The following is a 24,180-nucleotide window of genomic DNA, read 5'->3' as shown; positions in this document are numbered from 1 at the left end:
AAATTAGGTAACTGACTACCTCAAAATCGGTAAAACCCTACACCCTACACCCCACACCCCACACCCTGCCCCCAGGAAAAACTTTTTGCCGCAAACCCTACCTATGCCCTAATCCCCTACCAAATCCTCATGCGAACCTTAGCGATCGGCGATATTCATGGTTGCTCGAAAGCTCTAGATCACTTGCTAGAGATCGTCAATCCCAAACCGCAAGATACTTTAATCACCCTCGGTGATTACGTTAATAAGGGCAGAGACTCGAAAGGGGTGATCGAGCGCCTGATTTCCCTACATAAACAGGGAAATTTGATTCCCCTCAAGGGTAATCACGAGATTATCATGCTGCAAGCCCGTCACAACCCCCTCAAACAGCGTCTCTGGTTAGAAAAAGGCGGTAAAGCTACTCTAAAATCCTATAGCGAAGGCCAACTGATTAAAATTCCCGAATCCCACTGGGATTTTTTAGGAAAAGTCTGTATAAATAGCTACGAAACTGCAAATCATTTATTTGTTCACGCTGGTCTCGATCCCAATCTACCCCTAGCCAGACAACCAGAATACAAACTCTTTTGGGAGAAATTTCAATATCCCGCCGCCCATACTTCGGGAAAAACCATGATTTGCGGCCATACCAGCCAAAAAAGCGGTAAACCGGTTAATCTCGGCCATGCCATTTGTATCGATACTTGGGCCTACGGCAAAGGTTGGTTAAGTTGTTTAGATGTGGAAGCGGGGAAATTGTGGCAGACTAACCAGCGAGGAAATTTTCGGATTAGCCATATACAAGATTATTATCGTTCATCCTCTCTAGGTCAGGAGATTAAGGACGGTTCGCCGATTTTTGGCGGTTCACTCTTGTCAAGAGCGGCAGCAATGACATTTAAGGGCAAATAACTGGGGTAAACTCCCTCGCGAGCGCGTTTAATATCCGTTTCCTCTAGGGGAAGTTGGTATTTTATCGCAATTGCCTTGAGGATATCGCCGCGATCGATTACTCCCGCTACGGCGGAGGCTGGTGTTAACACCGTGATCATGCGGTCTGGGATAGTCTCCAGTTTCTGCACCACTGTCACTAAGGGGGTTTTTTCCTCAACAGTGGGAATTTCCCCAAGGGGATGGGCAAGATCAAGCAGGTGTTTTTCTGACCAGAAACTCCGCTCGATCGCCTGTAAATCTGCCACCCGAATTAATCCCCGATAACGTCCCTCGGAGGCGGCAAAATAAGCAGTATTGGCGGCTGCTTGGTCTAAAACGTATTCTTGGGCGAATTCCTCTAGGGTTTGATGGGCGTTTAAAACCCGCAAATTTCTGCTCATCACCTCTCCCGCTGTGAAATTGAGGAGACTTTCCTGTAAATTAGTTAAATTATCGTAGGCGCTGGCATTTCTGAGGATAAACCAGCCCATTAATCCTAACCAAGCACCCCCCACGTCTGCCGTCAAGAGAACCAAGAAAATCCCTAAAATAATCCCCAACCAACCGATGAATTGACCACTGATCGCAGCCCAATGTAAACCTTTCCAGCGATCGCCTGTCGCTTGCCAGACGATTGCTTTGAAAATTTGACCCCCATCGAGGGGTAAACCGGGGATAAGATTAAATAGAGCCAAAAATAGGTTAATTATCGCTAAATGCCCGCATATATAGGTTAAATTAGCGTTTAAATGGGGTAAGTGACTGGCCAGGGATAAGAGACAAAACAGGAGAAAACTGACGAGGGGTCCAGCGATCGCTACTTGCAGGGCCTGGGGAGGAGTCCGAGATTCTCGCTCGATCGAGGCCATACCCCCAAAGAGAAACAGGGTAATAGAATTGACCTCGATGCCTTGGCATCGGGCCATGAAACTATGACCTAATTCGTGGAGTAAAACCGAGATAAACAGCAATAAAGCGATGATTAAACCAAGTAACCACGCTAAAACAGAACTTTGGCCAGCCTGAGACTGAATTTCTGCATCGGTGGCATTGATCAAGGTTACAAAAGCCAAAATCAAAAACCAGGAGGAATCAATATAGAGAGGAATGCCCAATAAAGAGCCGATTCGCCAATTTGTACGCATAATTTTCAGTGGGGAAGTGGGAATTATGAATTATGAATTATGAATTATGAATTGGGGAGTGGGGTGTGGGAATTATGAATTATGAATTATAGACCTCTTGCATAATTAATTTTTCAGGGTTCAAAAACGGCAAAAATAAGGATTAAATGGCATAAAATCTGTAAATAGACCATTTAATTGATTAATGCTTATTTTTAATTCTCCTGACTACTGACTACTGGCTACTGGCTCCTAACCCTAACAACGATTTTTGATTTCTACAAGAGGTCTTATGAATTGGGGAGTGGGAAGTGGGAAGTGGGGTAGTGGGGGAATTCAACTAAAACCCTAAAACCCTAAAACCCTAAAACCCTAAAACCTGTCTCCTTTTAAGACATTTGCCAAATAAAAGTCATTTTGTCGCCTTTACCGAGGGAAATGCGATCGCCAGCCCGGAGACGATGACGATTGCCGGGGGGTAGGGGAGTGTGATTAACGTAGGTTCCGTTAGCGCTGCCGCTGTCTTCGAGGTAATAGATGCCCCCTTCGACGCGGATATCGGCATGAACCCGGGAGACGATATCAGAATCGGGAAAACCGGAAACATCGATATCGGGGGGAATGCGATCGTTAGGTTTGCCGACATGAATTACCGATAGATGTAGGGGTAATTCAATTTTGCTATCGGTTTGCAGGTGCTGCAGACTAGCTATTTCCGTCTGTAAGCGGGTGGCGGCCGGAACCGGTGGAGGGGCAACAGGAGGAGGTGCGATCGAGGCGACGGTGGCTGTAGGGATCGGTGAGACAGGTTCAGGTTCCGATTCCGATTCGGGTTGGGCTGCGACCATGGGAACGGAATTAGGCTGTAAATTGTAGCCACACTGACCGCAAAAGGTAGCATCAGTTTGAATGGTTGCCCCACAACTAGGACAGGAAGACATCCGCGGTAAGGGGGTATAACAGGCCTCGCATTGACTGGCCTCATCGGGGTTAATATGTTCGCAATTAGGACAAACGATCATTTTTAAGGAAAAAGTAAAAAAGCAGATTAGGGGTTGGGTTTTAGGGTGTTGGGATGTTGGGGTGGTCACTGGGTGCGCGTTGCGGGGGGTGTTGGGATTTTAGTTGAAATTCCCCACTTCCCCATTCCCCTATTCTCTAGACAAACGAGGAACCGGCGGCCGCATCGAGTAACCAATATAATTCCCCTGCTGGGGGGTGGATGAGACGCGAAGGATAGGAGAAAGAGTCACCATGGGCAGAGAAAATCTCGTGTAGAGCAGGGCGTTTACTTTCGCCGGCAGCGATAAAGATCACACAACGGGCCTGATTGATCAGGGGAACGGTAAAAGTTAAGCGGGGATTGCCGTCTTTCTCGCCGACGGTGATACAGCGATCGCTCACTGTTAAAGCTGCCGTGTGGGGAAAGAGGGAGGCAGTATGACCATCATCGCCCATTCCCAATAAAATCAAGTCAAAAACGGGAAAATCGGGCGAATTGACCCCAAACCATTGGCGGAGATGAGCATCGTATTTTTGGGCAGCCCGGTGGGGATCGGGGTCATCCGTGGGCATAGGATGAATATTAGCGGCCGGGATCGGTATGCGATCGAGCCAGGCTAACCGGGCCATGCGTTGATTACTGTCGGGATGATCGGGACTAACGTAGCGCTCATCTCCCCAGAAAACGTGAATTTTTGACCAGTCGAGGGGTTGAGAGGATAAGGCTTCGTAGAGAGGTTTCGGAGTACTACCGCCGGACAGAGCGATGGTAAAATAGTCCTGTTGTTCGAGGCTGGTTGTGATTTTTTCCAGAACCAGTGCCAGAGATTTTGCGATCAAAGCTTGTTTATCGGCTAGAATTTCCACCAATTTCTGCATGGGTTTTGTTATCAACTCAGGGGGGCTGTCTTTACTATAGGCTAACCATTGAGGACTCATCTGAGAGCTTGGGAAAATTTTATTCTTTGACAGTCTCTGTCTTAGGTAAGATATCTGGGGGGAAAACCCAGTCTGAGAGCTTGGGAAAATTTTATTAGACCTGCTGCAAAAGTAAGTTATCGAGGCACTATCGGGTTAAAATATCTAAAAAATGGATAAATTTGACATAATATTAGTTTTTATCGATATTGTAGTTGTCTATTGTCTTTTTTCTCCTCCTGACGACCGTCTCCTATCGACCGTATCCTCAGCTAAGGTCAGATTTTTGATTTTTGCGGGAGATCTATTCTTTGACAAGGATAAGTTTACCGATACCATATTGAGGTAATATTTCTAGAGTCGATTCTCGAAAGGGGTTGACAAGCAGAACTATTTAACCATAGTGTTGGGCAGGAGGTTGAACGAGAGTTAATTAGAAATTGCAGCTTGTCAGAGTGCCTCTCGGCAAAATCCTTCTGGGAATCCCCAGCGAGAACTTTTAAACAGACTAATGAATCTATTCATTGACATACCATTACAGAAACAGCGATGAACAGTTTTACTTCTTTGTCCCTGAAATTAACGGGATTGGTTTTCATTCTTTCCTTCCTTTTGGATGGGTTTATCCTGCCGCTGCCCTATCAATTCAGTCAATCCCAATGGCAGGTAGGGTTCGTCACCACCTTTGTGGATCGAGGCATTGTTCCTCTCCTCGGTATCATTCTCGTTTTAATCGCTTACTGGATTGACGCTAACAATAAAGATTTCATTCCTAGGAAATCCCGCTTTGAATTGCGTTGGCCGCTCTTTGTTTTTTCCACAGTGTTAGGGTTAGTTTTTCTGTTGATGATTCCCGTTCATATCAATAATACCAACCAGATTAAAAACAACGCTTTGACTCAAATTGAACAGGGTGTTGACCAAGGGGAGGGACAAATTCAAGCTTTCTTAGCCCAGTTAAATACTCTATCCCAAAATCCCCAACTATTAGACCAAGAGATATCTCAGAGAACTCAAGTGATTGAAACTGGTCGTTTCCAAGGACAACCGATCAACACGGAACAGTTACAGACCCTACGTCAACAAAGAGAGCAATTAACTAATTTACGCGATTTATCCAAAAAACCGAAGGAGTTTAAACAGAAATTGGATGAGATCAAAAATCAGCTACAAACTCAGCTGCAAGAGCGGCGAAAACAGGCAGAAAGCCAAGCTAACTTGGAGGCTTTGAAACAGTGGTTAAGAATTGGTATTCAAAGTATGTTGCTATCGATTTCCTATAGTTTGATCGGTTGGTTAGGCATTCGAGAACTAGGTAGTGCGAAAAAACGCACCGCCTAAGTATGACATTTATCTTAAATGATGAAGTATAAAGTTTTCGTTGTCGGGAGCCAAAATTCAGGCTTCGGCCCTGAGACTTCGGACGTTCGGCGAGATCAGTCTCACGCCGAGGTCCGAACCGCCGAACGGACTGAGGCGACGAGTGCAGACAAGAGCATACTTCATCCTTAGGATCAAAACTGTAACTACTTAAATATTCAGCCACAAAGGGTATCATTTGCTGATGCTCTTTTTTTTATTAAACTTCTTGCATAATTAATTTTTGCTGGTTCAAAACCTTCCTATAATACTAATACTAAATCCGTTGAGCATAGGCTACTTATGAGGAGAGGCAAGAGGCAGAAGGCAAGAGGCAAAAGGGGGAATAAATAATCAGTTTTTAATAACCGAATTTAGTATAAATCCTGTTTAAAAGGTATAGGAGAGCGGAGAGTTTTCTGCTGTGAACAGTAATCAGTAAACAGTAAGCAGTGAACTGAACACTCACATCTGATAAGTACCTAAGCAAAATTAATTACACATTTCGATAAAGCTTTTGCCTTTTGCCTATTGCCTATTGCCTATTGCCTATCTTCACTAGGAAATTTATTTTGCACGACTACTTAACTGATTCAAACCTGACTGCTGACCACTGACTACTGACTCCTAACCCCAGCAACAAACTTTTTCAGCCAACCCTAATTAGAGATTTTTCAGTACAAAGGCTCTAAAATGACCAGTGCCAGTTATTGACCCAAAGACTTGTTTTTTCAGTCTTGTGGCTTTATCATGGGTACTGTGTGGTGTGTGTGATGTGAAGGAGTAAGATGACTGCTAATAGCCAACTTATCTCCGTCAAGGCTCTACAAGCTTTGATGAAGCGAGGGTTCAAACCTTCGGTCTCTGGTAGACGGCATCAAAAATCTTGGTTAATAGCTTTGGACGGCGATACCTCAAAACGATTATTCGATATCGTTTTCTCCCTATCGGTTCTAATTTTCTTTTCGCCGCTTTATTTAATCTTAGCCTTATTGATCGCGATTAGTTCCCCCGGTCCTGTCTTCTATATGCAGAAGCGCGTCGGTCAAAACTTCCAGCATTTCAACTGTATCAAGTTCCGTACTATGGTAATGGACGCGGATAAGGTATTAGAGAGACTGATGGAAGACTCTCCCCAACTGCGGGCGGAATTCGAGGATAATTTCAAGCTGAAGGATGATCCCCGCATAACTTGGATTGGCAAGTTTCTCCGCTTAACCAGTTTAGACGAGTTTCCCCAGTTCTGGAACGTCCTGCGGGGAGATATGAGCGTCGTCGGTCCGCGGCCTTTAGTTCCCGAAGAATTGCAGAAATATGGCAATCGCATCGACAAAGTTTTAACTATTCGCCCCGGTTTAACTGGTTTATGGCAAGTTTCTGGACGTAATGACATCCCCTATCCCATGCGGGTGCAGATGGATGTGTATTACGTTAATTCGCGCAACTGGTTAACCGATATATGGGTAATCTTTAGAACTATTGGTGTTGTGGTTTTTCCCAAAAATAACGGTGCTTACTAAATCGGTGAATAGTAATTCAAGATTACTTACTACTGTTTCAATGTAATTAATCGCTAGACTGGGGGAGAGAAAGGCAGAACTTGCTTTTTTCTCCTGTTTTTTTGAGAAGAAATATTATGAGAGTAACTAATACTAAATCCTGTTTAGAAGGTATAGGGAATTATGAATTATGAATTATGAATTATGGTTCTTCGGTTTGTGTTATGCACTGGACGGGGTTATAAGAGATGAAACCCTTATATAGAAAGATATTGCTGCGATTTTTGCCAATTATTTTCGCTATAGAACAAACTAATCAATTAAGTCTCTTGCCATATAAGGATTTATAGCATTTCTGATTCACAAGAGGTACATTCCCGATCCTGAACAGCTTAATCAGCCGTAAACTTAACTCTTTTCTAGCTGCCAATAGCATTTCATAATAAACATTCCACTCGAAATAATCCATATCGTCCCCTAGCTTACCAGAACGAAATCTAGGAGAGAATTCTTCCGAACTCATGGGATATTGATTTTCCTATTGCTTGACAGGGTTTTCTAAATCCAAAATTTGAGCGTTAATCTGCAAATTTTCCCGTTGTTTGCTCTCAATTTTTCGATCCAGTAACTCTCTTTCTTCCTCGGAGAGAGAGAGAATAATTCGCGCGAGAGAATAAATCAGTTGGGTGTTCATCTAAGAACTGTACCGGATTCGATCGAGAACCGCTGCCATGACTGCTCGGAAATAATAGGTGGATGAGGCTGCACCTATCCACCCTAGAGATCTAAATCTTCGGCGCTAAATTTCTTGTGAATCTGAGGAAAACCTAACTGTTTAATCACTTGATGTTTGCGTTCTTCCTCAAGAGATGACAACTGATTATAATTAACCCAGTGAATACAGTTGACTGGACAAGTCTCGATCGCTTCTTGAATAATTTCTTCTTCGTCACCGTCCTGATTATAGACGCGAGAGCGACCGTATTCACCTTCAATAAAAAAGGTGTTGGGGGCAACGTGGGCGCAGTGTTTACAACCAATACAAGTGACCTCATCGACGTAAACCGCTTTCTGGCGCAGTAAACCACCCAATTCAGGCTCAAAACCAGTGCGATCGGGGGAATCTCTTAGGAATCCCCCTAACTCTGGTTCAAAACCAGAGCGTTCGGGAGAAAAATCAGCCATTAGGCACTCCAACGTTGTACCACTAGACGAATAGAACCATCAGTATTTTTTTCCTGTGCTGCCACCTGAAAACCCTGTTTAGCAGTTTCTGCCAGAATGGTCTGGTAGGCATAACCTTGATTTACTTTTCTTAAAAATCCTTCTACGGTTAGGGGTTGTTGCCAGTATTGCAAATCGGCAACTAACTCGTACTCGTTACCATTCCAGCGAAACCCGATATCGTAATTGTTATCTTGCTCGATTACCACCTCTGCGGTTAAAGTTTGACCTTGATAACCTTTGACGGGGTGGGAACCCTCTTTCCATTCCATACCCATATCGCTCAGGGCGGCTTTTAGGTAGGATAGATCGCGGATTTTGGTTTTGATATTGCTAAAGTGTGACATGGTTTTTCAGTGGCTTAAATAAAGGGATCGGGAAAGATGAAAAATTACCAGTCGCTAAAAGTGGCTTCGTTGCTGACTTTCTCTGACTGGCTGACGGTTTGATGGTAATAATCCGAGGTTTTCTCTTGAGACATCAGCTGCCCGAGTTGTGCCTCGATCGCCGCCGTCACCTCTTGACAAGATGAACCGACTATGCCTGTCACCTTTTCCATAACGCGACCATCGGGATAGATGATAAACTCTAGGCTTTCCATGCTCATAGGTCTTCTCGGCGTGATCTGGGGTTTGCAAAGCTCCCTATCGTTTTAATTTACGATAGTTTGCTAATCGTAGCAATCTGGTTAAAATTTTAGCAAAACTTTATATTATCTCGGCCAACCACTTTCATTTTTTGTAAGTTTCCCGTAACTTTTCTTCACCGTCAAGGGCGAACCTTGACCCAGGAGGCGGTCGTCAGGAGTCAGGAGTCAGGAGGCGGTCAGCCGTTTTTGTAACGGGGATTTATGCCCCGCTCCAAAAACTTTTCGGCTTAAGGCGAGGTTTTAGACCCTATTTTTTCGATAATTTAACAAAACTACACAAAAAAGACGACCTGAAGCGATAAATTGAAAATAAAGGAGATGCAACGGCGAACCACGACCGCCGAGATCAGAGAATTTTGTCTATAGGAATCAGAACAAATATGAATAAACAAACAGCAGGCGATCGCCTTCGGATCGGTGTTTTAGGTTTTGGTGGTTTGGGACAGGCCGCCGCTAGAATTCTCGCCCCCAAACAGGAAATGCTTTGGACTGCCGCCGCCGATAAAGCCGGTTTTGCCTACCACAAAGACGGTCTAGATGTCAATACCTGTAACAAAATTTATCATGACCGGGGTTCGATCGGTTATCTGGAAAATTACGGCAGTCTCAGCGAGAACAGTATCGAGGAATTAATCAAAACTGCCGACGTAGAGGGCTATTTTCTCGCCTTACCGAATTTACCTAACAATTTCATGGCCGATATCGCTAAAACTTTCATTCGCTTAGGTTGGCGCGGGGTTTTAGTCGATGCTCTCAAACGTACCAGCGCCATGGAACAAATCTTAGCACTACAAACAGACCTAGAAGCCGCCGGCATCACCTACATGACCGGCTGCGGCGCTACCCCCGGACTGTTAACTGCGGCTGCCGCCCTAGCTGCCCAGAGTTATGCAGAGATTCATAGCGTTAAAATTACCTTTGGTGTGGGAATCGCCAACTGGGAGGCTTATCGTGCCACTATTCGCGAAGATATCGCCCATTTACCCGGTTACAACCCAGAAACAGCCCACCAGATGAGTGACGCAGAAGTGGAAATGCTGTTAAATAAAACCAATGGCATTCTCAGCCTCGAAAATATGGAACACGCGGACGATATTATGCTGGAATTGGCTGGAATTTGTGGACGCGATCGCGTTTCCGTCGGGGGTGTGGTGGATACGCGCAACCCGAAAAAGCCCTTAAGTACCAATGTTAAAGTCACGGGGCGGACTTTTGAAGGCAAAATTTCCACCCATACCTTCACTTTAGGCGATGAAACCAGTATGGCGGCTAATGTCTGCGGGCCGGCTTTCGGTTATCTGAAAGCGGGGGTTTCCCTGCATCGTCGCGGTATCTACGGATTATGGACCGCAGCAGAGATTATGCCGCAATTTGTGCGCTAGGGGTTTCTCTGCCGTAAAATAGCTAAAACTTTCGGGAAAATAGCGGGTAAGGGAGCGATCGCTTCTAGGCTCTCTCCCGTGACCGGATGTATTAAAATTAAACGATGGGCGTGGAGTAATTGCCCGGGTAGATTAATCCCGATAGAACGACCGGAACTATAAAGAGGATCCCCAAGAATCGGATGACCGATATGGCTGCTATGAACGCGAATTTGATGAGTTCTGCCAGTTTCTAGGCGAAATTCCATTAAGGTGTAGTTGCCTAGTCTTTCCTTGACTTGCCAGTGAGTGACGGCATTTCTACCGCCTTTTTCCACGGCAATAATAGCCATCTTTTGGCGCTCGCTGCGGTGACGACCGATCGGCAGATCAATTGTACCTGTTTCGCTTTTGGGGACACCGTGGACGAGGGCCATGTATTCCCGACGGGCAGTTTTGGTTTTTAATTGTGCCTGTAGGTGTTGATGGGCCTGGTCGGTTTTGGCAATAACGATCGCGCCAGTGGTATCCTTATCTAAGCGGTGAACTATGCCGGGGCGTTGAATTCCACCGATTCCGGCTAAATTTGGGCAGTGATGCAGTAAAGCGTTGACCAAGGTTCCCGATTCGTGGCCGGGGGCCGGATGAACCACTAAATCGGCCGGTTTATTGATAATAATCAGATATTCGTCTTCGTAAAGAATATCAAGATCGATCGCCTCGGCGCTTAATTGCAGGGGTTGACTGTCGGGAATGGTAATCTTTAAGCGATCGCCTTGGGCAACTTTAGTATTTTTATTGGTGCAAATTTGACCATTTAACTGTATATATCCCTGTTCTATCAGTTTTTGCAGTCTCGATCTCGATAAATCGGGCAATTGTGACCCCATCCAAGCATCTAAACGTTCTTTTTTTCCCGCAACTTCTAAGTTTAATTGGTTCATCGATTTTTAGTGATCAGGGTGTAGGGTGTGGGAATTATGAATTATGAATTATGAATTATGAATTAGGGGGAAGGGAGAGGGGAGAATAAATAAAAATAATCTCCTGATTACTGATCACTGTAAGGTTCTACCCGGGTAACGAATATCTGTACTGTTATCATCTTCGGTTTCGAGGACGATCTCGAATTCTTCTACAAGGGAATCAAGGAAGGGATTAACTGCGGGATTTAAGAGAGGAGTTTGGGGGGTGGGATTAGAAATAGCGAGAATTATTGCTAATTTTGAGCGAGTTTTTTGGATTTCTCCCTCTAACAATCCCGTGATCGTTTTGCCAGTTTTCACTAAAAGAAAAGCTTGGTCACTGCAAGGGGTTAAGATCAGATGACCCTGGGGACTGCGAATAGCAATTTGTTCCACATCAGACCAGCTTAATTCCTCTTTTGTGTTATTGGCAAGATAGATCATTGTTCCTGCTAAGATTAAGGCACTATTGTGTGGCATACCGATGGAATTAGTCAAAGGTTGACCCTGGGCAGAAACAAGCATGATTCCCTCAATAGCGATCGGTTTTTCGGCTAATTCTTCCAGAATTTTGGCAATTTCTGCCTGGTAATTTGGTTCCCTAGGGAAGGTATCTTTAGAGTTATCATAGTTATTATCGGTGGGATGTGGTCGTTCTTTGGTTTCTTCCAAAGAGATAAACCATTGTAGGGGTTTTTCTTCCCGCAGTTGTCGGTGGCTAAACAGACGAATATCTTTAGAAAGTTTAATCCCTAATTCAAAGGCATTTGCCTGATAATTGTCGGCTAAAATTACGGGATAAAGGGAGATTTTAGCCTCATCTCTGCTAATACGTTTTAGGGGACCTGCTTCTAGACAGGCAAGGATTTTAACCAGTTTTTTCGAGTCGAGTAGTTCCTGTAAATAATAACAATGAAAGTAGGGGATGTCCCCAGGACCAAATTCATCCTTCCCATCGTTAATTAACCAACCAAAGAGGGTGTTATGGGGGTCAATTTGATAGATATAGACTCCTTTAAAGTTCCTGTGGGGAGGATTATAGGTGTCCCATAACTGAGAGACTATATGTTGATAAAAAACCTGTTGAATCCCTGGGGGGACATTAGCACTAGCGATATATTTAAATCCCAGTTGTGAGAAACTGCTATAAATCAGTTGTTCAACGATCCAAGACATGATCTGTAAGGTTTAATTACTCCAGCGTGCTTTTATCAATGATTTTAACACAATTGTATCTTGTTCCCAGTTTTTATCCTAGTATATCTCACCGGCCAATTGTCGCTGTAAACTAAAAACAAAGTTACCTATTTTTAAAGTGGCGGTAGTATACCGACCTATTTTAGCAACATAATTGGGAATTTTTAAATATCTTCTTCGCTTTCTTCCCCTTGGATTCTGAAGACAATATTAGCCTGATTTCCCGAAGTTGCTTAATTTTTGAATCCGATAAGATGCCGCTAGGAAAACTTTTTTCCTTCTCCTCTTTGACCGATACTGAGAACTGTATAAAAACTATCACCATTACCCAAAAACTAGGGAGACGTTGTTATAATCAACGTCTCTAGATCAGAAATTAATCAATCAGAGTAAGCCAGGCTGTTTTAAACAACCGAATTATTGACCACTTTAGTCAACGAAAATGCCATTTAAAACTCCTGAAATGATCGAAACCACGATCGAACCGAATAAAGCAGCAAAAAATGATTTTACCTCAAAACCACTGATAAAATAGGAGGCTAAAGAAAAGGAAATGGCATTAACCACAAAAATAAATAACCCTAGGGTCAAAATAGTTAAAGGCAGGGTAAAAAGAATCAACAGGGGTCTAACAATAGCATTAATTAAACCCAAGACGACAGCGGCTATCAAAGCCACGGTAAAATTTTTAATTTCTATACCTGGTACTATTTGCGCTGTAATCAATAAAGAGACAGCGGTAATCAACCAACGGAGGAAAAAAGATAACATAAGCCCATCCATCTAAGATAGTTCATCCTCATCTATTTTAATCGCCATCGCCCCTTAAAGAGACGGAAGTCTTCAGGAGATGACAACGAAAACCGAGAGTGACTGCTGCCGCTGCTCGAAAACCAGAGCGGGAACATAGTATCGGTTACACTGATGATAAACAGGAAAATTTGATCAGACTATCACCCCCGGAAAGAGGCAGCACTAAAGATGATATCTAGAAAAAATTTTAGCCAAAGCCAGCAAGTACCAATCGGTAAAACGAGAATTATTCAGGGAGCAACTGGCATTTTAATGCTAATGAGTCTGCTTTCTCTCCTCTTAGCGCCACCCAGTTTAGCATCTCCTGAGCCACCTAATTCAGTCATCGCGGCTGCCCGTCAAGATTTGAGTCGGAAAACCAAGATATCGGTTAATCGCTTGCAAATTCAAGCAGCACAACCACAAACCTGGCCCGATGGTTGTTTAGGATTAGCTAAACCGGGAGAATTTTGTACTCAAGCACTGGTGCAAGGATGGCGAATTATTCTGACTGATAACCAAAAAACCTGGGTTTATCGCACCGATAGCAGCGGCACTAATCTCCGCTTAGAAAAGTGAATTTCTTTGGATATTTTCTGGCTGCTTTTTCGGCATCCTCAAAGCAGCGCTGTCCTGTCCGTTGGGTGATGAAAATCGGCTGAGAATGGCTCTAGGGTTTGTTTCAAGAATCTAGTCGTCTCTGGCAACGCTATTTAATTAATAATCCCAGTTTTTTGCTTTTTTTGCCCTATAACTCCTGCGAGACTGGGAAAAGTAAGAAGTAATCCAGTCAACAGCCCTCAACTATCGTTAAGATGGATAGGAGAAGGTAAAGTTTTATATGTCCCCTTCAACTGCGTTTAGGAGTTCCTGCTAAAGATGACACAAGCTACTCAGATTCAAGGAAAAGGAATTTTACTCAGTGAGGCCGCCCTCAAACACCTTACCATGCTCAAAAAGCAACAGGGCAAGGATTTATGTTTGCGCGTGGGTGTGCGTCAGGGGGGTTGTTCGGGAATGTCCTATATGATGGATTTTGAGCATCCTAGCAATATTGGCCCCCAAGATGAGGTTTTCGATTACGATGGCTTTACAATTGTCTCTGATAAAAAAAGTCTGCTCTATCTCTACGGTCTCATGTTAGATTACAGCAACGCGATGATCGGCGGTGGTTTCCAATTCACTAATCCCAACGCCAGTCAAACCTGTGGCTGTGGTAAGTCTTTTGGCGTTTAATTATTTCTCTGGGGTGATACCTTTCACCCCCGCCTCCCAGAGGCGATTTTTTTTGGCCAAAACTCTTGACAAAATCGGAGACTTGACATATGCTTTTTGTATAATGGGAATCCGTGCCTGCCTGCGAACCCTTCATTTTTAGGCTAGATACCCTCAATGTTAGGATAATCGGCCATGTCAGGACAAACGGGCAATAAACCACTTTTTTCTCAACACTATCTTGAGCATCGGCTGCCGGATTCTGGGGAATGGCAAGAGGATGTATCGGTGGCATTTTACCGCTTAGAGAGTCTTTATCAACAAAAAAAGGCGATTTTGCCGACTCTTAACGAAGCGCAAACGGAAGCAGAATTAATACAACCGATTCTAGAAATTCTCGGTTTTAGTTATATACCGCAGGTAAGCAGTAGGGGAAAAGGAAGGTCAGAAAGGCCAGATTATGCCCTATTTGCCACAGAAAATGACCGTTATCAAGCCTATGCTCTCCAGAATAATGAAAGAGCCTTTTATAGTCAAGTTTTAGCGATCGCTGAGGCCAAATACTGGCAACGTTCTCTTAGTGACGTTTCTAAGAATGATCAGCGAGATATCTGGAAAAATAGTAATCCTTCCTTTCAGATCACCAATTATCTCACGGGGACGGGAGTAGATTGGGGTATTCTCACTAATGGTCGAGAATGGCGCTTATATTACCGTCAAGCGTCCTCCACAGCCACGGAATTTTATCTAGTGGACTTGATGGAACTATTAGAAGGGGGAGACCGGCAAAAATTTCGGTATTTCTGGTTATTTTTCCGTCAAGAGGCTTTTATTAAGGATATTCACGGTCAGAATTTCCTTGAACGGGTCCGGGAGGGGAGTACCACCTATGCCACCAGAGTGGGTAACGAGTTAAAAGAGTTAGTCTTCGATCGCATTTTTCCCGATATTTCTCAAGGTTTTGTATCATTAAATACAGACATACAGCCAGATTTATTGTACAAGGCGAGTTTATCCCTGCTGTATAAATTATTATTTCTGCTCTACGCAGAAGCGCGGGACTTGCTGCCGGTGAGGGGAGACTATCGCGATTACAGCTTATTGCAAAAGACGCGAGAAATTGCCGTTAAAATCGATCGTCAGCAGGTCTTTAGTGGCACCTCGACGGGAATATACGATGCTCTCCTCAGTTTATTTCGCATTGTCGATCGAGGGGATGCTAATTTAGCCGTACCTCGTTACAACGGGGGTTTATTTGACATGGAAGAAGGCCGGGTGAATTGTTTTCTCGGTCAATATAAGTTATCCGATGCGGTTTTAGCGCCCATCCTAGACAAGTTAGCACGTTTTGAGGGACAGCCGATCGACTATAGTTTTTTAGGTGTGCGACAGTTAGGATCAATTTACGAAGGATTACTGGAATATCGCATCGTGATTGAGGGGGAATCGGTACATCTGGAAAATGATCGGGGAGAAAGAAAAGCCACCGGTTCCTATTACACTCCCGATTACATTGTTAAATATATTGTCAGTCATACCCTCAAACCAATTTTAGAGCAAAGAGCGCGACAGTTCGGGGATGTGATGACAGAAATCGCCACCCGAAGACAAGAAAGCAGCGATAGACGTTTAGGAAATCTCAGTCAGCAGGGATTAGAAAAAGAGCTACAACGCTTAGAAAAAAAAGCGATCACCACCTTACTTGATCTTAAACTCTGTGACCCCGCCATGGGAAGCGGACATTTTTTAGTAGAAGCAGTGGACTATCTCACCGATGAGTTAATCCAGATTCTCAATCTTTATCCCGAAGATAATCCCGTTTTAACCATGTTGGAAACCACCCGACAAAATATTATCGACAATCTCCGACAACAGGGAATTATTCTCGATTCTCCCACCCTTGAACCCACGCAATTATTACAGAGAGTGGTGATGAAGCGCTGTATTTATGGGGTGGATATCAATCCGATGGCTGTAGAATTGGCCAAAGTTAGTCTCTGGTTACATTCTTTCACAGTGGGCGCACCTTTGAGTTTTTTGGATCATCATTTACGTTGTGGTAATTCTCTGATCGGAACTACCGCCAAGGACGCAGAAGCCGCTATGATCGAGGAAGAAAGTGGTCAATTAACTCTTTTAACTGGCCCTTTTGTTGGGTTACTTCGGGCCGCGGAAATTATGCGGGGAATTAGTACCCTCAGCGATGCGACTTTTGCTGAAGTGGAAGCAAGCGAACAGTTATTCCGTGATTTTGATAGTCAAGCTAAACCCTACAAGCGTTTATTAGATGTTTTCCTCTCTCGCTTTTTTGGGGTTAAAACTGCTATTGAGTTTCTGCAGCGCTACGGTGGTAATATATCGGCAATTAATTGGGATAAGTTACCCCGTTCAGATCAAGGAATTTTAGACCAAGCAGCTAGTTTATATAAAAGTAAGCGCTTTTTTCATTGGGATCTGGAATTTCCCGAAGTTTTTATCGATCTTGATTCCGCTTCTTGGAAGGATAACCCCGGTTTTGATGCAGTAATCGGTAATCCTCCTTATGGTTCACCTTTTAATAACAATGAGATAACTTATTTCAAAGAATCCTACCACTGCATTAGTTATCGAGTTGAGAGTTATGTTGCTTTTATGGAGAAAACTTTTAATTTTTTAATAGAATTAGGAGGTGTAGTTTCCCTAATAGTTCCCGACAACTGGATGTATCTTGATTTTACGGAAAATTTAAGAATTCATTTCTTAAAAAATGGAATTATAAAAAATATTGTTGCACTGCCGAGAACTGTTTTTAAGAGTGCCACAGTTGATACAACAATTTATGTTATACAAAAAAACCCTAACTCTCAATCTCACGAAACGTTAGTCACAACTTTTCTAAAAAAAGACGTTATTAATGAAATATCAAATAGTAACACTAAACAACTTTTGAGAAATCAAGATTACTGGTTGAGTTTTCATGAACATATTATCAATCCTTACCTTTCGTCATCAGAATTGGTGATTTTAGATAAAATAAATGATTGTAGTAATGATCTAAAACAAATAACTGCCATAAATTATGGTCTTAAAGCATACCAAAAAGGGAAAGGTCATCCTCCTCAAACGACAGAAGTAATGGAGATTAAACCCTTTACAAATAACAATAAAGTAGATGAAAGCTATGCCCCATTTTTTGAAGGTCAATCAATTCAAAGGTATTCGATTGATTGGTATCATAATAATTGGATCAAGTGGGGTAAATGGTTAGCAGAACCAAGAAATAAAGAACTATTCTGTCAGGATAGATTGTTATTTAGAAAAGTTGTTGACTCTAGACTGTTAGGATGTTTTTATCAAGAAGAAGCTTATAGTAATACTCTATTATATGTAGTAAAGTTGAAAGATAGTGTTAATTATAACTTGAAATCACTATTGGCTATTTTAAATAGTAAATTAACGGGATTTGTTTTTAGAAAAAAGTTTGCAATTCAAGAAGAAGATACATTTCCTCAAATTTTATTAGATGATTTTGCCTCAATACCCATCCGAAAAATATCTTTTAACACCAATAGCGATCGCCGTCAACAGAGTTTAGAGACACTTATCAAAAGTTATCAAGAAAAGCAAGAGATATTAAAAGAAATCGAGGAGCATATTAGGAGAGAGGAAACCGATATAGTCCATGATATTCTGGCCTACTTAGCAGAACAGATGATCGAGATAAATCGGGAAAAACAAAAAGAAATCAAAAGCTTTTTGAGATATTTAGAGAGAATAATCGGCAGTGAGATCAATAATTTAACCAACAAATCAAAAATCCAAAACTATCTCGGTGACTACCAAAAAAGCGAACCTCATCTTAGCTTGGATCAGCTGTGGGAGATACTGAAAAAGAACAAAAAGAAAATTAGCGTTAACTTGCTAGATCGTCAAATACAGGAAACCCTAGAAAAAGAATATCAAACCAGTCTAGATAAACTTTTACCCCTAAAACAACAATTAAGCGCCACCGACGAATTGATCGATATAATTGTTTATAAACTCTATGGATTAAGCGAGGAAGAAATTAAAATTATTGAAGGGAGAGAGTGAAAAAAGAATCAGCTGCCCGCGTATTTAAATTACTTGTTGAGATACAGATACCCGTCGAGGCGGTATAACCGTTAAATTTACGGCCAATCCTGACTGGTATCGCAGAGGAAATGGTCGGCCATGATGTTCTCGAAGGTGAAAGGACAGTGAGAGGGAAAAGTCCGTATCGGTAAATCCGTCTCGCGTAAAGCCAAATCGACTCCGGCCTCGAAAGCATCAGATAAAGCCGTCGGTATCCGGGATTTTAAACTAGGATTACCCTGTAGATGCCGTCTGATCGCTCGTCTCTGTTCTCTAATCGTCAAAAACCAGCTGCGAGAACGTTTATCTGACTGATATTCCCATTTGAGAAGATGTCCTACCAAAACGGTTAGACGGCTCACCAGTTCTCGATATTCTTGTTTACCCAAGGAAATGATTTCCTCCCGTAAGTTTTGCCAGTCCAGAGCTTCTACCTGTCGGTTGGCCAGAGCTTTCGCTTGTAGCTCTGTCCACCCATAGAAGTCGGATTCATACAGGGAATTGGCTTGATCTTTCATATTGGAACTTTACCTAAAATGTCGGCTGGAAGGAACCCTGGAGATGACAGGTTCCGCCAGTATAGAACAGCGAAGCACGATTTTACAAGTAAAGGTTTCAAACCAATCCTATTGATAGATTTAATAATACCATAGAGAGTCTTCCTTTTTCTAAAAATACTGATATAATACGAAAAAAAGTTACTGAACCTTACTCAATGAACAAAAAGCAACAGCGAGTTCTGAATGCAATTCAGACAAGGATATAAGCCTCTTTTTAGAAAATGCTAATATCATTTAATTGCCTCAATTATTGATTATTTATTGAGAGAAAAAACTATGTACACCACAACTTATAAAGGATATACAGGTAAATTTGAAATTGACTTTGACGATAATCTGATCTCTGGAATCGTCATTGACATTAAAGATGTGATTACTTTTCACGGCAAAACTATTGAAGAAGCTGTACAGTGTTTTCATGAATCTGTTGATGACTATCTAGAATTTTGCCAAGAATTAGGAGAAGAACCCGATCAACCTTTTTCAGGAAAGCTACCTTATCAAACAACCCCCGAAATTCATCGTAAAATCTATTTAGCAGCAACTAAAAAAGGTAAAAGTATCAATGCTTGGATGGATGAGGTTCTTTCTCAGAAAGCTCAAGAACTTGTCGGCTAAAAATATTATAGATGACAATTTTTGAGAGTTAAAAGGAGAGATTTATATTACCTCGTTCCCCATCTCTTTTGCCAAAAATAATTTCCCCTACATAGCTTTATTTTTGCTCTAGTTAATTTTTGGTGACTGCTATCAGATTACAACATCTGCTCGAAAACTTGACAGACGCGGGGTTGAAAGCGCTGACGGTGTTTTATTTTTAAAAAAGGGCGCGTAAATTCGAGATAGCGAGGGGATAAACCAGAAGTATCGATGACTCGAATCGATCGCAATGTGCCTAATTCTAATTCCTTTTGAACCATCAATTCGGAAATCCCGGCAGCTGCCGAACTATTCTCGATGATTGCTTTCACCATTTCCCCCGTATTTAACAGCAAAGATTTCGTAGGGTGCGTTCCCCACTGCAACTCCGACTACGCAACTAATCGACGAGGGGGAACGCACCTTACTGATTGAGTGATGACAAACTACTACTTCTTGGAAGAACTTCTCCAGAATCGTTTCCCTCCCAAGAAAATCAGTCCTAAAACCCCCAAACTTAACGGGTTCATCGTTGAGGATTCGGGAACCGGAATCGCCCCACCGTCGGCGGTGATTTCTAGATCGACGTCCTTACCGAAATCTCCTAGATTGTAATCAAAGGTAAGATCGGGCTTGAAATTGGAGCCGGAGACGGAGAAAGTACCAGAACTTCCAATTGCAGGCAAATAACCATCAAATATTCCCGAATCCTGGGAATCAGTGATGATGCCTCCCTGAACTTTGAGCGACAAAGTGCCTCGTTGGTTATCAGGAATAAAAGGACTATTAAGGTCGATGCTGAAGGTTCCGTCGCTAATAGCAAAATCGAGGGAATCATCATCCCAGTTGACAGTACCATCACCCGTATTGGTGATATCTAAAAACTGTCCTGAGTTCAGAATCTCCCCCGTATCGGGATCGGTGACGGTAAATTTAATCGGGTCTTTTCGTATCGCGCACCCTCCTCCACTGACAAAATCCCAGGCGAATCGGGGACCCCAGATCACCCCTCCGAAAGGTGATCGGATTCTTTGTCGGGCTGTCACTCCGGCGTAACTACCAGCACAAGCTACTTCCCCGCGTTTTTGAACCGTCGCTGTCCCAGAAGCATTAATGAATCCCGATACTGTTCCGACCCCGATCGTGGTTATTCCTACTGTCGAATTAGCATTAGCCGAGGCAGTCCCGATCGCAGCGCTGGTCGAGTGAGTGTGTATAAAGGGAAGGGATGGAACCGGGGGGGAGATAGTATAGCTGTGTCCGTAGCTGCTCGACGACCAAAAAGGGAAAGCGTAAGGAGAGAAAGCAAAAGCGCTTCCCCCGTGGAATCCCCGGACGAGAGGAGTCGTGTTTCCCCCGACACTAAAGCTAAAACCGTGGGTAATGCTGTAAGAGGTGGTGGTTTGTGCAAGAACTGGTGTACCGAAGCCAATAGCGACCCCTGCTCCAAGAAGGGCTGACATAACGCTTCGAGAAGATGATAGTATCATAAGCAACAGAATTAACAAAATTCTGGTATTATTGGTTAGCACTGATCCTATTTCTTTATTGCCAAATTTTTCAAGAAATTTTTGTAAATTTTTGTGAATTTTTGTAACTGCTAAGGCAAAATTATATATAGCGTTTCCTGTTCGCAAGAGGTACATTATCGATGGTAAAAAGCTTAATCAGCAAAGGTCTAACTGTACCACACAGGTGTGAGAACCGCTATAAAACTACTCAAGGTTTACCGAAAATCAATTTTATTCAGCCAACCCTAAGTAAATAGTTCGATAGCTGCCGTGTATATCTATCGTTGCTAATTCAATTTCAACAAAAAAATATGGGGCAATTAAAATTATTTTTATTGGGGTAAGTTTCTTGACTAGAAAGACTTTGAGTCTTGAGATAATATTAGGTCGAGATCTATACCTAATACTAAATCCGTTGAGTATATGCTACATATCAGGATAGGCACTCATGCAAAAGGGAGAATAAATAATCAGTTTTTAATAACCAGATTTATTATAGACCTCTTGCAAAAGTCTTAAGTCGATCCTTGTACAGCAACATTTTTGAAGATTATCAACTACTAATAAATAATTAACTGAAAGTCCCTCCCATTATTGTTTCTATCGTTTGTTTTCGGATTTATGCAAGAGGTCTTATATAGCGTTTCCTAAGCTAGTAAGATACACCTGTTTTTCTTCCCCTTTGCCTTTTGCCTCTTGCCTTTTGCCTAAAACCCATAACTTTTGTACCTCAGCAGACTGAAAAACGCTATAATCTCTCTTTTTTGCCAAAGATAATTTACCCCACATAGCTTGATTTTCTCTCTGGTTAATTTTCGGTGACTTCTATCAGATTACAACATCTGCTCGAAAACTTGACAGACGCGGGGTTGAAAGCGCTGACGGTGTTTTATTTTTAAAAAAGGGCGCATAAATTCGAGATAGCGAGGGTATAAACCAGAAGTATCGATGACTCGGATCGATCGCAATGTGCCTAATTCTAATTCCTTTTGAACCATCAATTCGGAAATGCCGGCAGCTGCCGAACTATTCTCGATGATTGCTTTCACCATTTCTCCCGTATTTAACAGCAAAGTCACCTTTAATGTCCGTAAATCGATGCCCCAATTCTGTAAAGCTTCCTCGAATCTTTGTTGAGTTCCCGATCCTGATTCTCGCATTACCCAAGGGGTTTCCACTAATTCCGGCAATTCGATCGCTTCTCTTTTATACCAGGGATGAGAACGTCCGACAATGATTAATAAGCGATCGCTGCCGACGATCTCCTGTTCTAAACAATGTGTTAAATCACTCTTGACTTCTCCCTCGATTAATGCTAGGTCAAAACGTCCGTTAGCCGTACCCAGACAGATTTCTTCCGTATTAGCTAGGGTGCAGTTGATCTTAATTGCTGGATAGCGCTCCTGAAAATCGTTAATTTTTGCCGGCAGCCAATAGTTACCAATAGTCAAACTCGACCCTAATTGTAGTTCTCCCCGTTGCAAGTCGTTGAATTCCGCCAATCCCCTTTCTGTCAAAGTTACCTGGGTGAGAATGCGTTGCGCTTCTAATTGCAGTAAACGTCCTGTTTCCGTGATCTCGATATGACGACCGACGCGATGGAATAATTTCACCCCGTATTCACTTTCTAGAGAGGCAATGGCGGCACTGACGGCCGGTTGGGTGATATATAAAGCTTCTGCTGCTTTGGTGAAGTGGAGATGTTCGGCAGTCGCTAGAAAGATTTCCAGTTGATCTAGGGTCATTCTGGCCATGGCAATGGGTTTTCCGTCTCTATTGGTCTTTCCATCATTTTAATTTATTAAATCAACAAGAAAGAATATTTGATTTTATTAATGGCTCTTTCTAGAGTAGAAGTAGGGCGATCGAGACCAGAAGACCCGATTAAGGAAAAAAATCCTATGACTACCATGATTACTGCCATATCCACAGCAATAGCGGCCTTTATTGCCACTAATCTCGATGACATCCTGATTTTGACGATTCTTTTCGCCCAGGTCAATAAACTTTTTCGCCGTCGTCATATCGTTATCGGTCAGTATTTAGGCTTTATCCTGCTGATTTTGGCGAGTTTAACCGGCTTTTTCGGTAGTTTCTTGATTCCGGCTCAGTGGATTCGTTTTCTCGGTCTGTTACCCGTGATTTTCGGGATTCGGAGTCTCTGGCAGCGAGAAGAAACCGAGACGGATAATCCTCTGGAGATGGCTGTAGAATCAGCAGCGTCTTCTCCTTTGCTGGCCTGGTTTTCCCCTCAAACCGGCGCTGTGGCGGCAATTACCATCGCCAATGGCAGTGATAATATAGGGATTTATCTGCCGCTGTTTGCTAGTAATACTTGGCAAAATTTAGTCACTATCGTCAGCGTTTTTCTGATCTTGGTGGGTGTTTGGTGTTTTACTGCTCATAGGTTAACTCAATTACCAGCGATCGCTAATTTAATTAGCAGTCACGGCAGCCACTTTGTCCCCTGTGTGTTGATCGGTTTGGGTGTGTTTATAATCAAGGAAAGTCTTCCCCTAGCTTTCTTGGCCCTATCCTTAAGCTATGGATGGGCGCTTTTTCAGCAACAAGCAGAATCTATTTGATTTTTGATTCAATACAAATACATCTAAAAATATATTTTAGATTTTTTCCATACCATCTATAACTCAAGTGCCATACAATAACATCATCTTCTCAAGCGGTCAACTTGAAACCGACCCCTAGTCATCTCGATCATGTTATTTTTTCTCAAATCACCAGTGACGGAAAGCAAGACCAGCATTACACCGAAAAAAGTCAATCCCAATCGAGTCCGGGATCATCTGGCCAATGAACGCACCTATCTGTCTTGGATGCGAACGGCGATCGCATTAATGGGTTTTGGTATGGTTATCCTGCGTTTACGGGCCTTTCATCCTCCTCTGGTTCCCCGGCCCGGTTATGGTTGGAAATTAGGCTTAATGTTTGCTTTAGTGGGTTTATTGACCGTATTTTTGACCACGGCCCATTATTTTACAGTCAGACGAGATATAGATGAAGATACCTACGAACCAGCCGATCGATGGGTGCTACTATTTAGTTTAGCGATCGTTATTCTCGGTGCGGGAATTATCTATTTTGTCGCCACCAGTCCCGATCTGTTGATGGGTAGTATGATCACTTTCGAGTGAACTTTG

Annotated in this window: 24 protein-coding genes and 1 pseudogene; 10 read left to right on the top strand and 15 right to left on the bottom strand. The window is 42.8% G+C overall.

From position 1 onward, the window contains the following. Nucleotides 1-129 precede the first annotated feature (129 nt). Nucleotides 130-894: a metallophosphoesterase family protein gene (locus tag N0824_RS14505; RefSeq protein WP_108937262.1), complete on the top strand. Its 765-nt coding sequence runs from the start codon at nucleotides 130-132 to the stop codon at nucleotides 892-894. Here the strand turns inward: N0824_RS14505 and N0824_RS14500 are convergent. The 3 genes from N0824_RS14500 to pgl all read right to left on the bottom strand — a co-directional run bounded on the left by N0824_RS14500 (nucleotide 813) and on the right by pgl (nucleotide 3,920). Next, nucleotides 813-2,060, bottom strand: coding sequence for a site-2 protease family protein (locus N0824_RS14500; RefSeq protein ID WP_108937261.1), 1,248 nt, complete (start codon nucleotides 2,058-2,060; stop codon nucleotides 813-815). The two genes, N0824_RS14505 and N0824_RS14500, sit on opposite strands and share 82 nt — an antisense overlap. 368 nt (nucleotides 2,061-2,428) lie before the next feature. Continuing rightward, nucleotides 2,429-3,061, bottom strand: coding sequence for an FHA domain-containing protein (locus N0824_RS14495; protein ID WP_108937372.1), 633 nt, complete (start codon nucleotides 3,059-3,061; stop codon nucleotides 2,429-2,431). Nucleotides 3,062-3,197: 136 nt separating this feature from the next. Further along, nucleotides 3,198-3,920, bottom strand: coding sequence for a 6-phosphogluconolactonase (gene pgl / locus N0824_RS14490; RefSeq protein WP_108937371.1), 723 nt, complete (start codon nucleotides 3,918-3,920; stop codon nucleotides 3,198-3,200). 588 nt (nucleotides 3,921-4,508) lie between these two features. Here pgl and N0824_RS14485 point away from each other — a divergent pair. Together N0824_RS14485 and N0824_RS14480 are read left to right on the top strand one after the other, a co-directional pair. Continuing rightward, complete coding sequence (locus tag N0824_RS14485; protein WP_108937260.1) at nucleotides 4,509-5,300, top strand: HpsJ family protein; 792 nt, start codon at nucleotides 4,509-4,511, stop codon at nucleotides 5,298-5,300. An 806-nt stretch (nucleotides 5,301-6,106) separates the two neighbouring features. Continuing rightward, complete coding sequence (locus N0824_RS14480; RefSeq protein ID WP_002752714.1) at nucleotides 6,107-6,838, top strand: sugar transferase; 732 nt, start codon at nucleotides 6,107-6,109, stop codon at nucleotides 6,836-6,838. A 517-nt stretch (nucleotides 6,839-7,355) separates the two neighbouring features. On the opposite strand, the gene N0824_RS21395 is transcribed toward N0824_RS14480, so the two are convergent. From N0824_RS21395 to N0824_RS14460, 4 genes are all read right to left on the bottom strand, one after another. Next, nucleotides 7,356-7,511 carry a hypothetical protein gene (locus N0824_RS21395; protein ID WP_233256449.1) on the bottom strand — a complete coding sequence of 52 codons (156 nt, stop codon included), beginning with the start codon at nucleotides 7,509-7,511 and terminating at the stop codon, nucleotides 7,356-7,358. A gap of 83 nt (nucleotides 7,512-7,594) precedes the next feature. Beyond that, nucleotides 7,595-8,002, bottom strand: coding sequence for a ferredoxin (locus N0824_RS14470; RefSeq protein WP_108937259.1), 408 nt, complete (start codon nucleotides 8,000-8,002; stop codon nucleotides 7,595-7,597). Next, complete coding sequence (locus N0824_RS14465; protein ID WP_108937258.1) at nucleotides 8,002-8,388, bottom strand: DUF1257 domain-containing protein; 387 nt, start codon at nucleotides 8,386-8,388, stop codon at nucleotides 8,002-8,004. The genes N0824_RS14470 and N0824_RS14465 overlap by 1 nt, the downstream gene beginning before the upstream one ends. A 44-nt stretch (nucleotides 8,389-8,432) precedes the next feature. After that, nucleotides 8,433-8,648, bottom strand: a complete 216-nt coding sequence (locus tag N0824_RS14460) for a DUF2997 domain-containing protein (RefSeq protein ID WP_002762645.1) — start codon at nucleotides 8,646-8,648, stop codon at nucleotides 8,433-8,435. Nucleotides 8,649-9,070: 422 nt separating this feature from the next. Here N0824_RS14460 and N0824_RS14455 point away from each other — a divergent pair, with 422 nt between their 5' ends. After that, entirely contained in the window at nucleotides 9,071-10,072 is a 1,002-nt protein-coding gene (locus N0824_RS14455; protein WP_108937257.1) for a saccharopine dehydrogenase-like oxidoreductase, read from the top strand. Here the strand turns inward: N0824_RS14455 and N0824_RS14450 are convergent. The 3 genes from N0824_RS14450 to N0824_RS14440 form a co-directional block, all read right to left on the bottom strand. After that, nucleotides 10,069-10,995, bottom strand: a complete 927-nt coding sequence (locus N0824_RS14450; RefSeq protein WP_108937256.1) for an RluA family pseudouridine synthase — start codon at nucleotides 10,993-10,995, stop codon at nucleotides 10,069-10,071. The genes N0824_RS14455 and N0824_RS14450 overlap by 4 nt on opposite strands. Before the next feature lie 114 nt (nucleotides 10,996-11,109). Continuing rightward, the gene (locus N0824_RS14445) at nucleotides 11,110-12,192 is read right to left on the bottom strand and encodes a roadblock/LC7 domain-containing protein (RefSeq protein WP_108937255.1); all 1,083 of its coding nucleotides are present in this window, start codon (nucleotides 12,190-12,192) and stop codon (nucleotides 11,110-11,112) included. Nucleotides 12,193-12,642: 450 nt separating this feature from the next. Beyond that, entirely contained in the window at nucleotides 12,643-12,984 is a 342-nt protein-coding gene (locus N0824_RS14440) for a phage holin family protein (protein ID WP_046663556.1), read from the bottom strand. 210 nt (nucleotides 12,985-13,194) lie between these two features. Here N0824_RS14440 and N0824_RS14435 point away from each other — a divergent pair, with 210 nt between their 5' ends. The 3 genes from N0824_RS14435 (at nucleotide 13,195) to N0824_RS14425 (ending at nucleotide 18,291) form a co-directional block, all read left to right on the top strand. Continuing rightward, nucleotides 13,195-13,584, top strand: a complete 390-nt coding sequence (locus N0824_RS14435; RefSeq protein ID WP_108937254.1) for a hypothetical protein — start codon at nucleotides 13,195-13,197, stop codon at nucleotides 13,582-13,584. Nucleotides 13,585-13,884: 300 nt separating this feature from the next. Beyond that, on the top strand, nucleotides 13,885-14,241 hold the full coding sequence (locus tag N0824_RS14430) for an iron-sulfur cluster assembly accessory protein (RefSeq protein ID WP_108937253.1): 357 nt from the start codon (nucleotides 13,885-13,887) through the stop codon (nucleotides 14,239-14,241). Nucleotides 14,242-14,415: 174 nt separating this feature from the next. Beyond that, nucleotides 14,416-18,291 carry an Eco57I restriction-modification methylase domain-containing protein gene (locus tag N0824_RS14425; protein ID WP_108937252.1) on the top strand — a complete coding sequence of 1,292 codons (3,876 nt, stop codon included), beginning with the start codon at nucleotides 14,416-14,418 and terminating at the stop codon, nucleotides 18,289-18,291. Between the two features lie 77 nt (nucleotides 18,292-18,368). Here N0824_RS14425 and N0824_RS14420 read toward each other — a convergent pair whose 3' ends face one another. After that, nucleotides 18,369-18,830 (bottom strand): DUF29 domain-containing protein, encoded by a 462-nt coding sequence (locus N0824_RS14420; RefSeq protein WP_108937251.1) that lies wholly within the window; start codon nucleotides 18,828-18,830, stop codon nucleotides 18,369-18,371. Nucleotides 18,831-19,148: 318 nt separating this feature from the next. Here N0824_RS14420 and N0824_RS14410 point away from each other — a divergent pair, with 318 nt between their 5' ends. Beyond that, nucleotides 19,149-19,490 (top strand): type II toxin-antitoxin system HicB family antitoxin, encoded by a 342-nt coding sequence (locus N0824_RS14410; protein ID WP_002767352.1) that lies wholly within the window; start codon nucleotides 19,149-19,151, stop codon nucleotides 19,488-19,490. 137 nt (nucleotides 19,491-19,627) lie between these two features. Here N0824_RS14410 and N0824_RS14405 read toward each other — a convergent pair. The 4 genes and pseudogenes from N0824_RS14405 to N0824_RS14395 all read right to left on the bottom strand — a co-directional run. Continuing rightward, nucleotides 19,628-19,870: pseudogene (locus tag N0824_RS14405) on the bottom strand (LysR family transcriptional regulator); the annotation flags it as partial. Between the two features lie 90 nt (nucleotides 19,871-19,960). Then, nucleotides 19,961-20,974, bottom strand: coding sequence for a hypothetical protein (locus N0824_RS14400; protein ID WP_146184291.1), 1,014 nt, complete (start codon nucleotides 20,972-20,974; stop codon nucleotides 19,961-19,963). A 681-nt stretch (nucleotides 20,975-21,655) separates the two neighbouring features. Continuing rightward, nucleotides 21,656-21,811 carry a hypothetical protein gene (locus N0824_RS21025; protein WP_199224919.1) on the bottom strand — a complete coding sequence of 52 codons (156 nt, stop codon included), beginning with the start codon at nucleotides 21,809-21,811 and terminating at the stop codon, nucleotides 21,656-21,658. Between the two features lie 44 nt (nucleotides 21,812-21,855). Continuing rightward, nucleotides 21,856-22,776, bottom strand: coding sequence for a LysR substrate-binding domain-containing protein (locus N0824_RS14395; protein ID WP_108937249.1), 921 nt, complete (start codon nucleotides 22,774-22,776; stop codon nucleotides 21,856-21,858). A gap of 147 nt (nucleotides 22,777-22,923) precedes the next feature. Here N0824_RS14395 and N0824_RS14390 point away from each other — a divergent pair, with 147 nt between their 5' ends. Beyond that, entirely contained in the window at nucleotides 22,924-23,607 is a 684-nt protein-coding gene (locus N0824_RS14390; protein WP_108937370.1) for a cadmium resistance transporter, read from the top strand. A gap of 132 nt (nucleotides 23,608-23,739) precedes the next feature. Next, the gene (locus N0824_RS14385; RefSeq protein ID WP_108937248.1) at nucleotides 23,740-24,174 is read left to right on the top strand and encodes a YidH family protein; all 435 of its coding nucleotides are present in this window, start codon (nucleotides 23,740-23,742) and stop codon (nucleotides 24,172-24,174) included. The last annotated feature ends 6 nt before the right edge of the window (nucleotides 24,175-24,180 follow it).

Origin of the sequence: Microcystis sp. 0824 (assembly GCF_003112475.1) — a bacterium.
Taxonomy (GTDB): Bacteria; Cyanobacteriota; Cyanobacteriia; order Cyanobacteriales; family Microcystaceae; genus Microcystis; species Microcystis aeruginosa_C.
The sequence above is the reverse complement of the archived record's forward strand: the minus strand, read 5'-3'. Positions and strand labels throughout refer to the sequence as shown.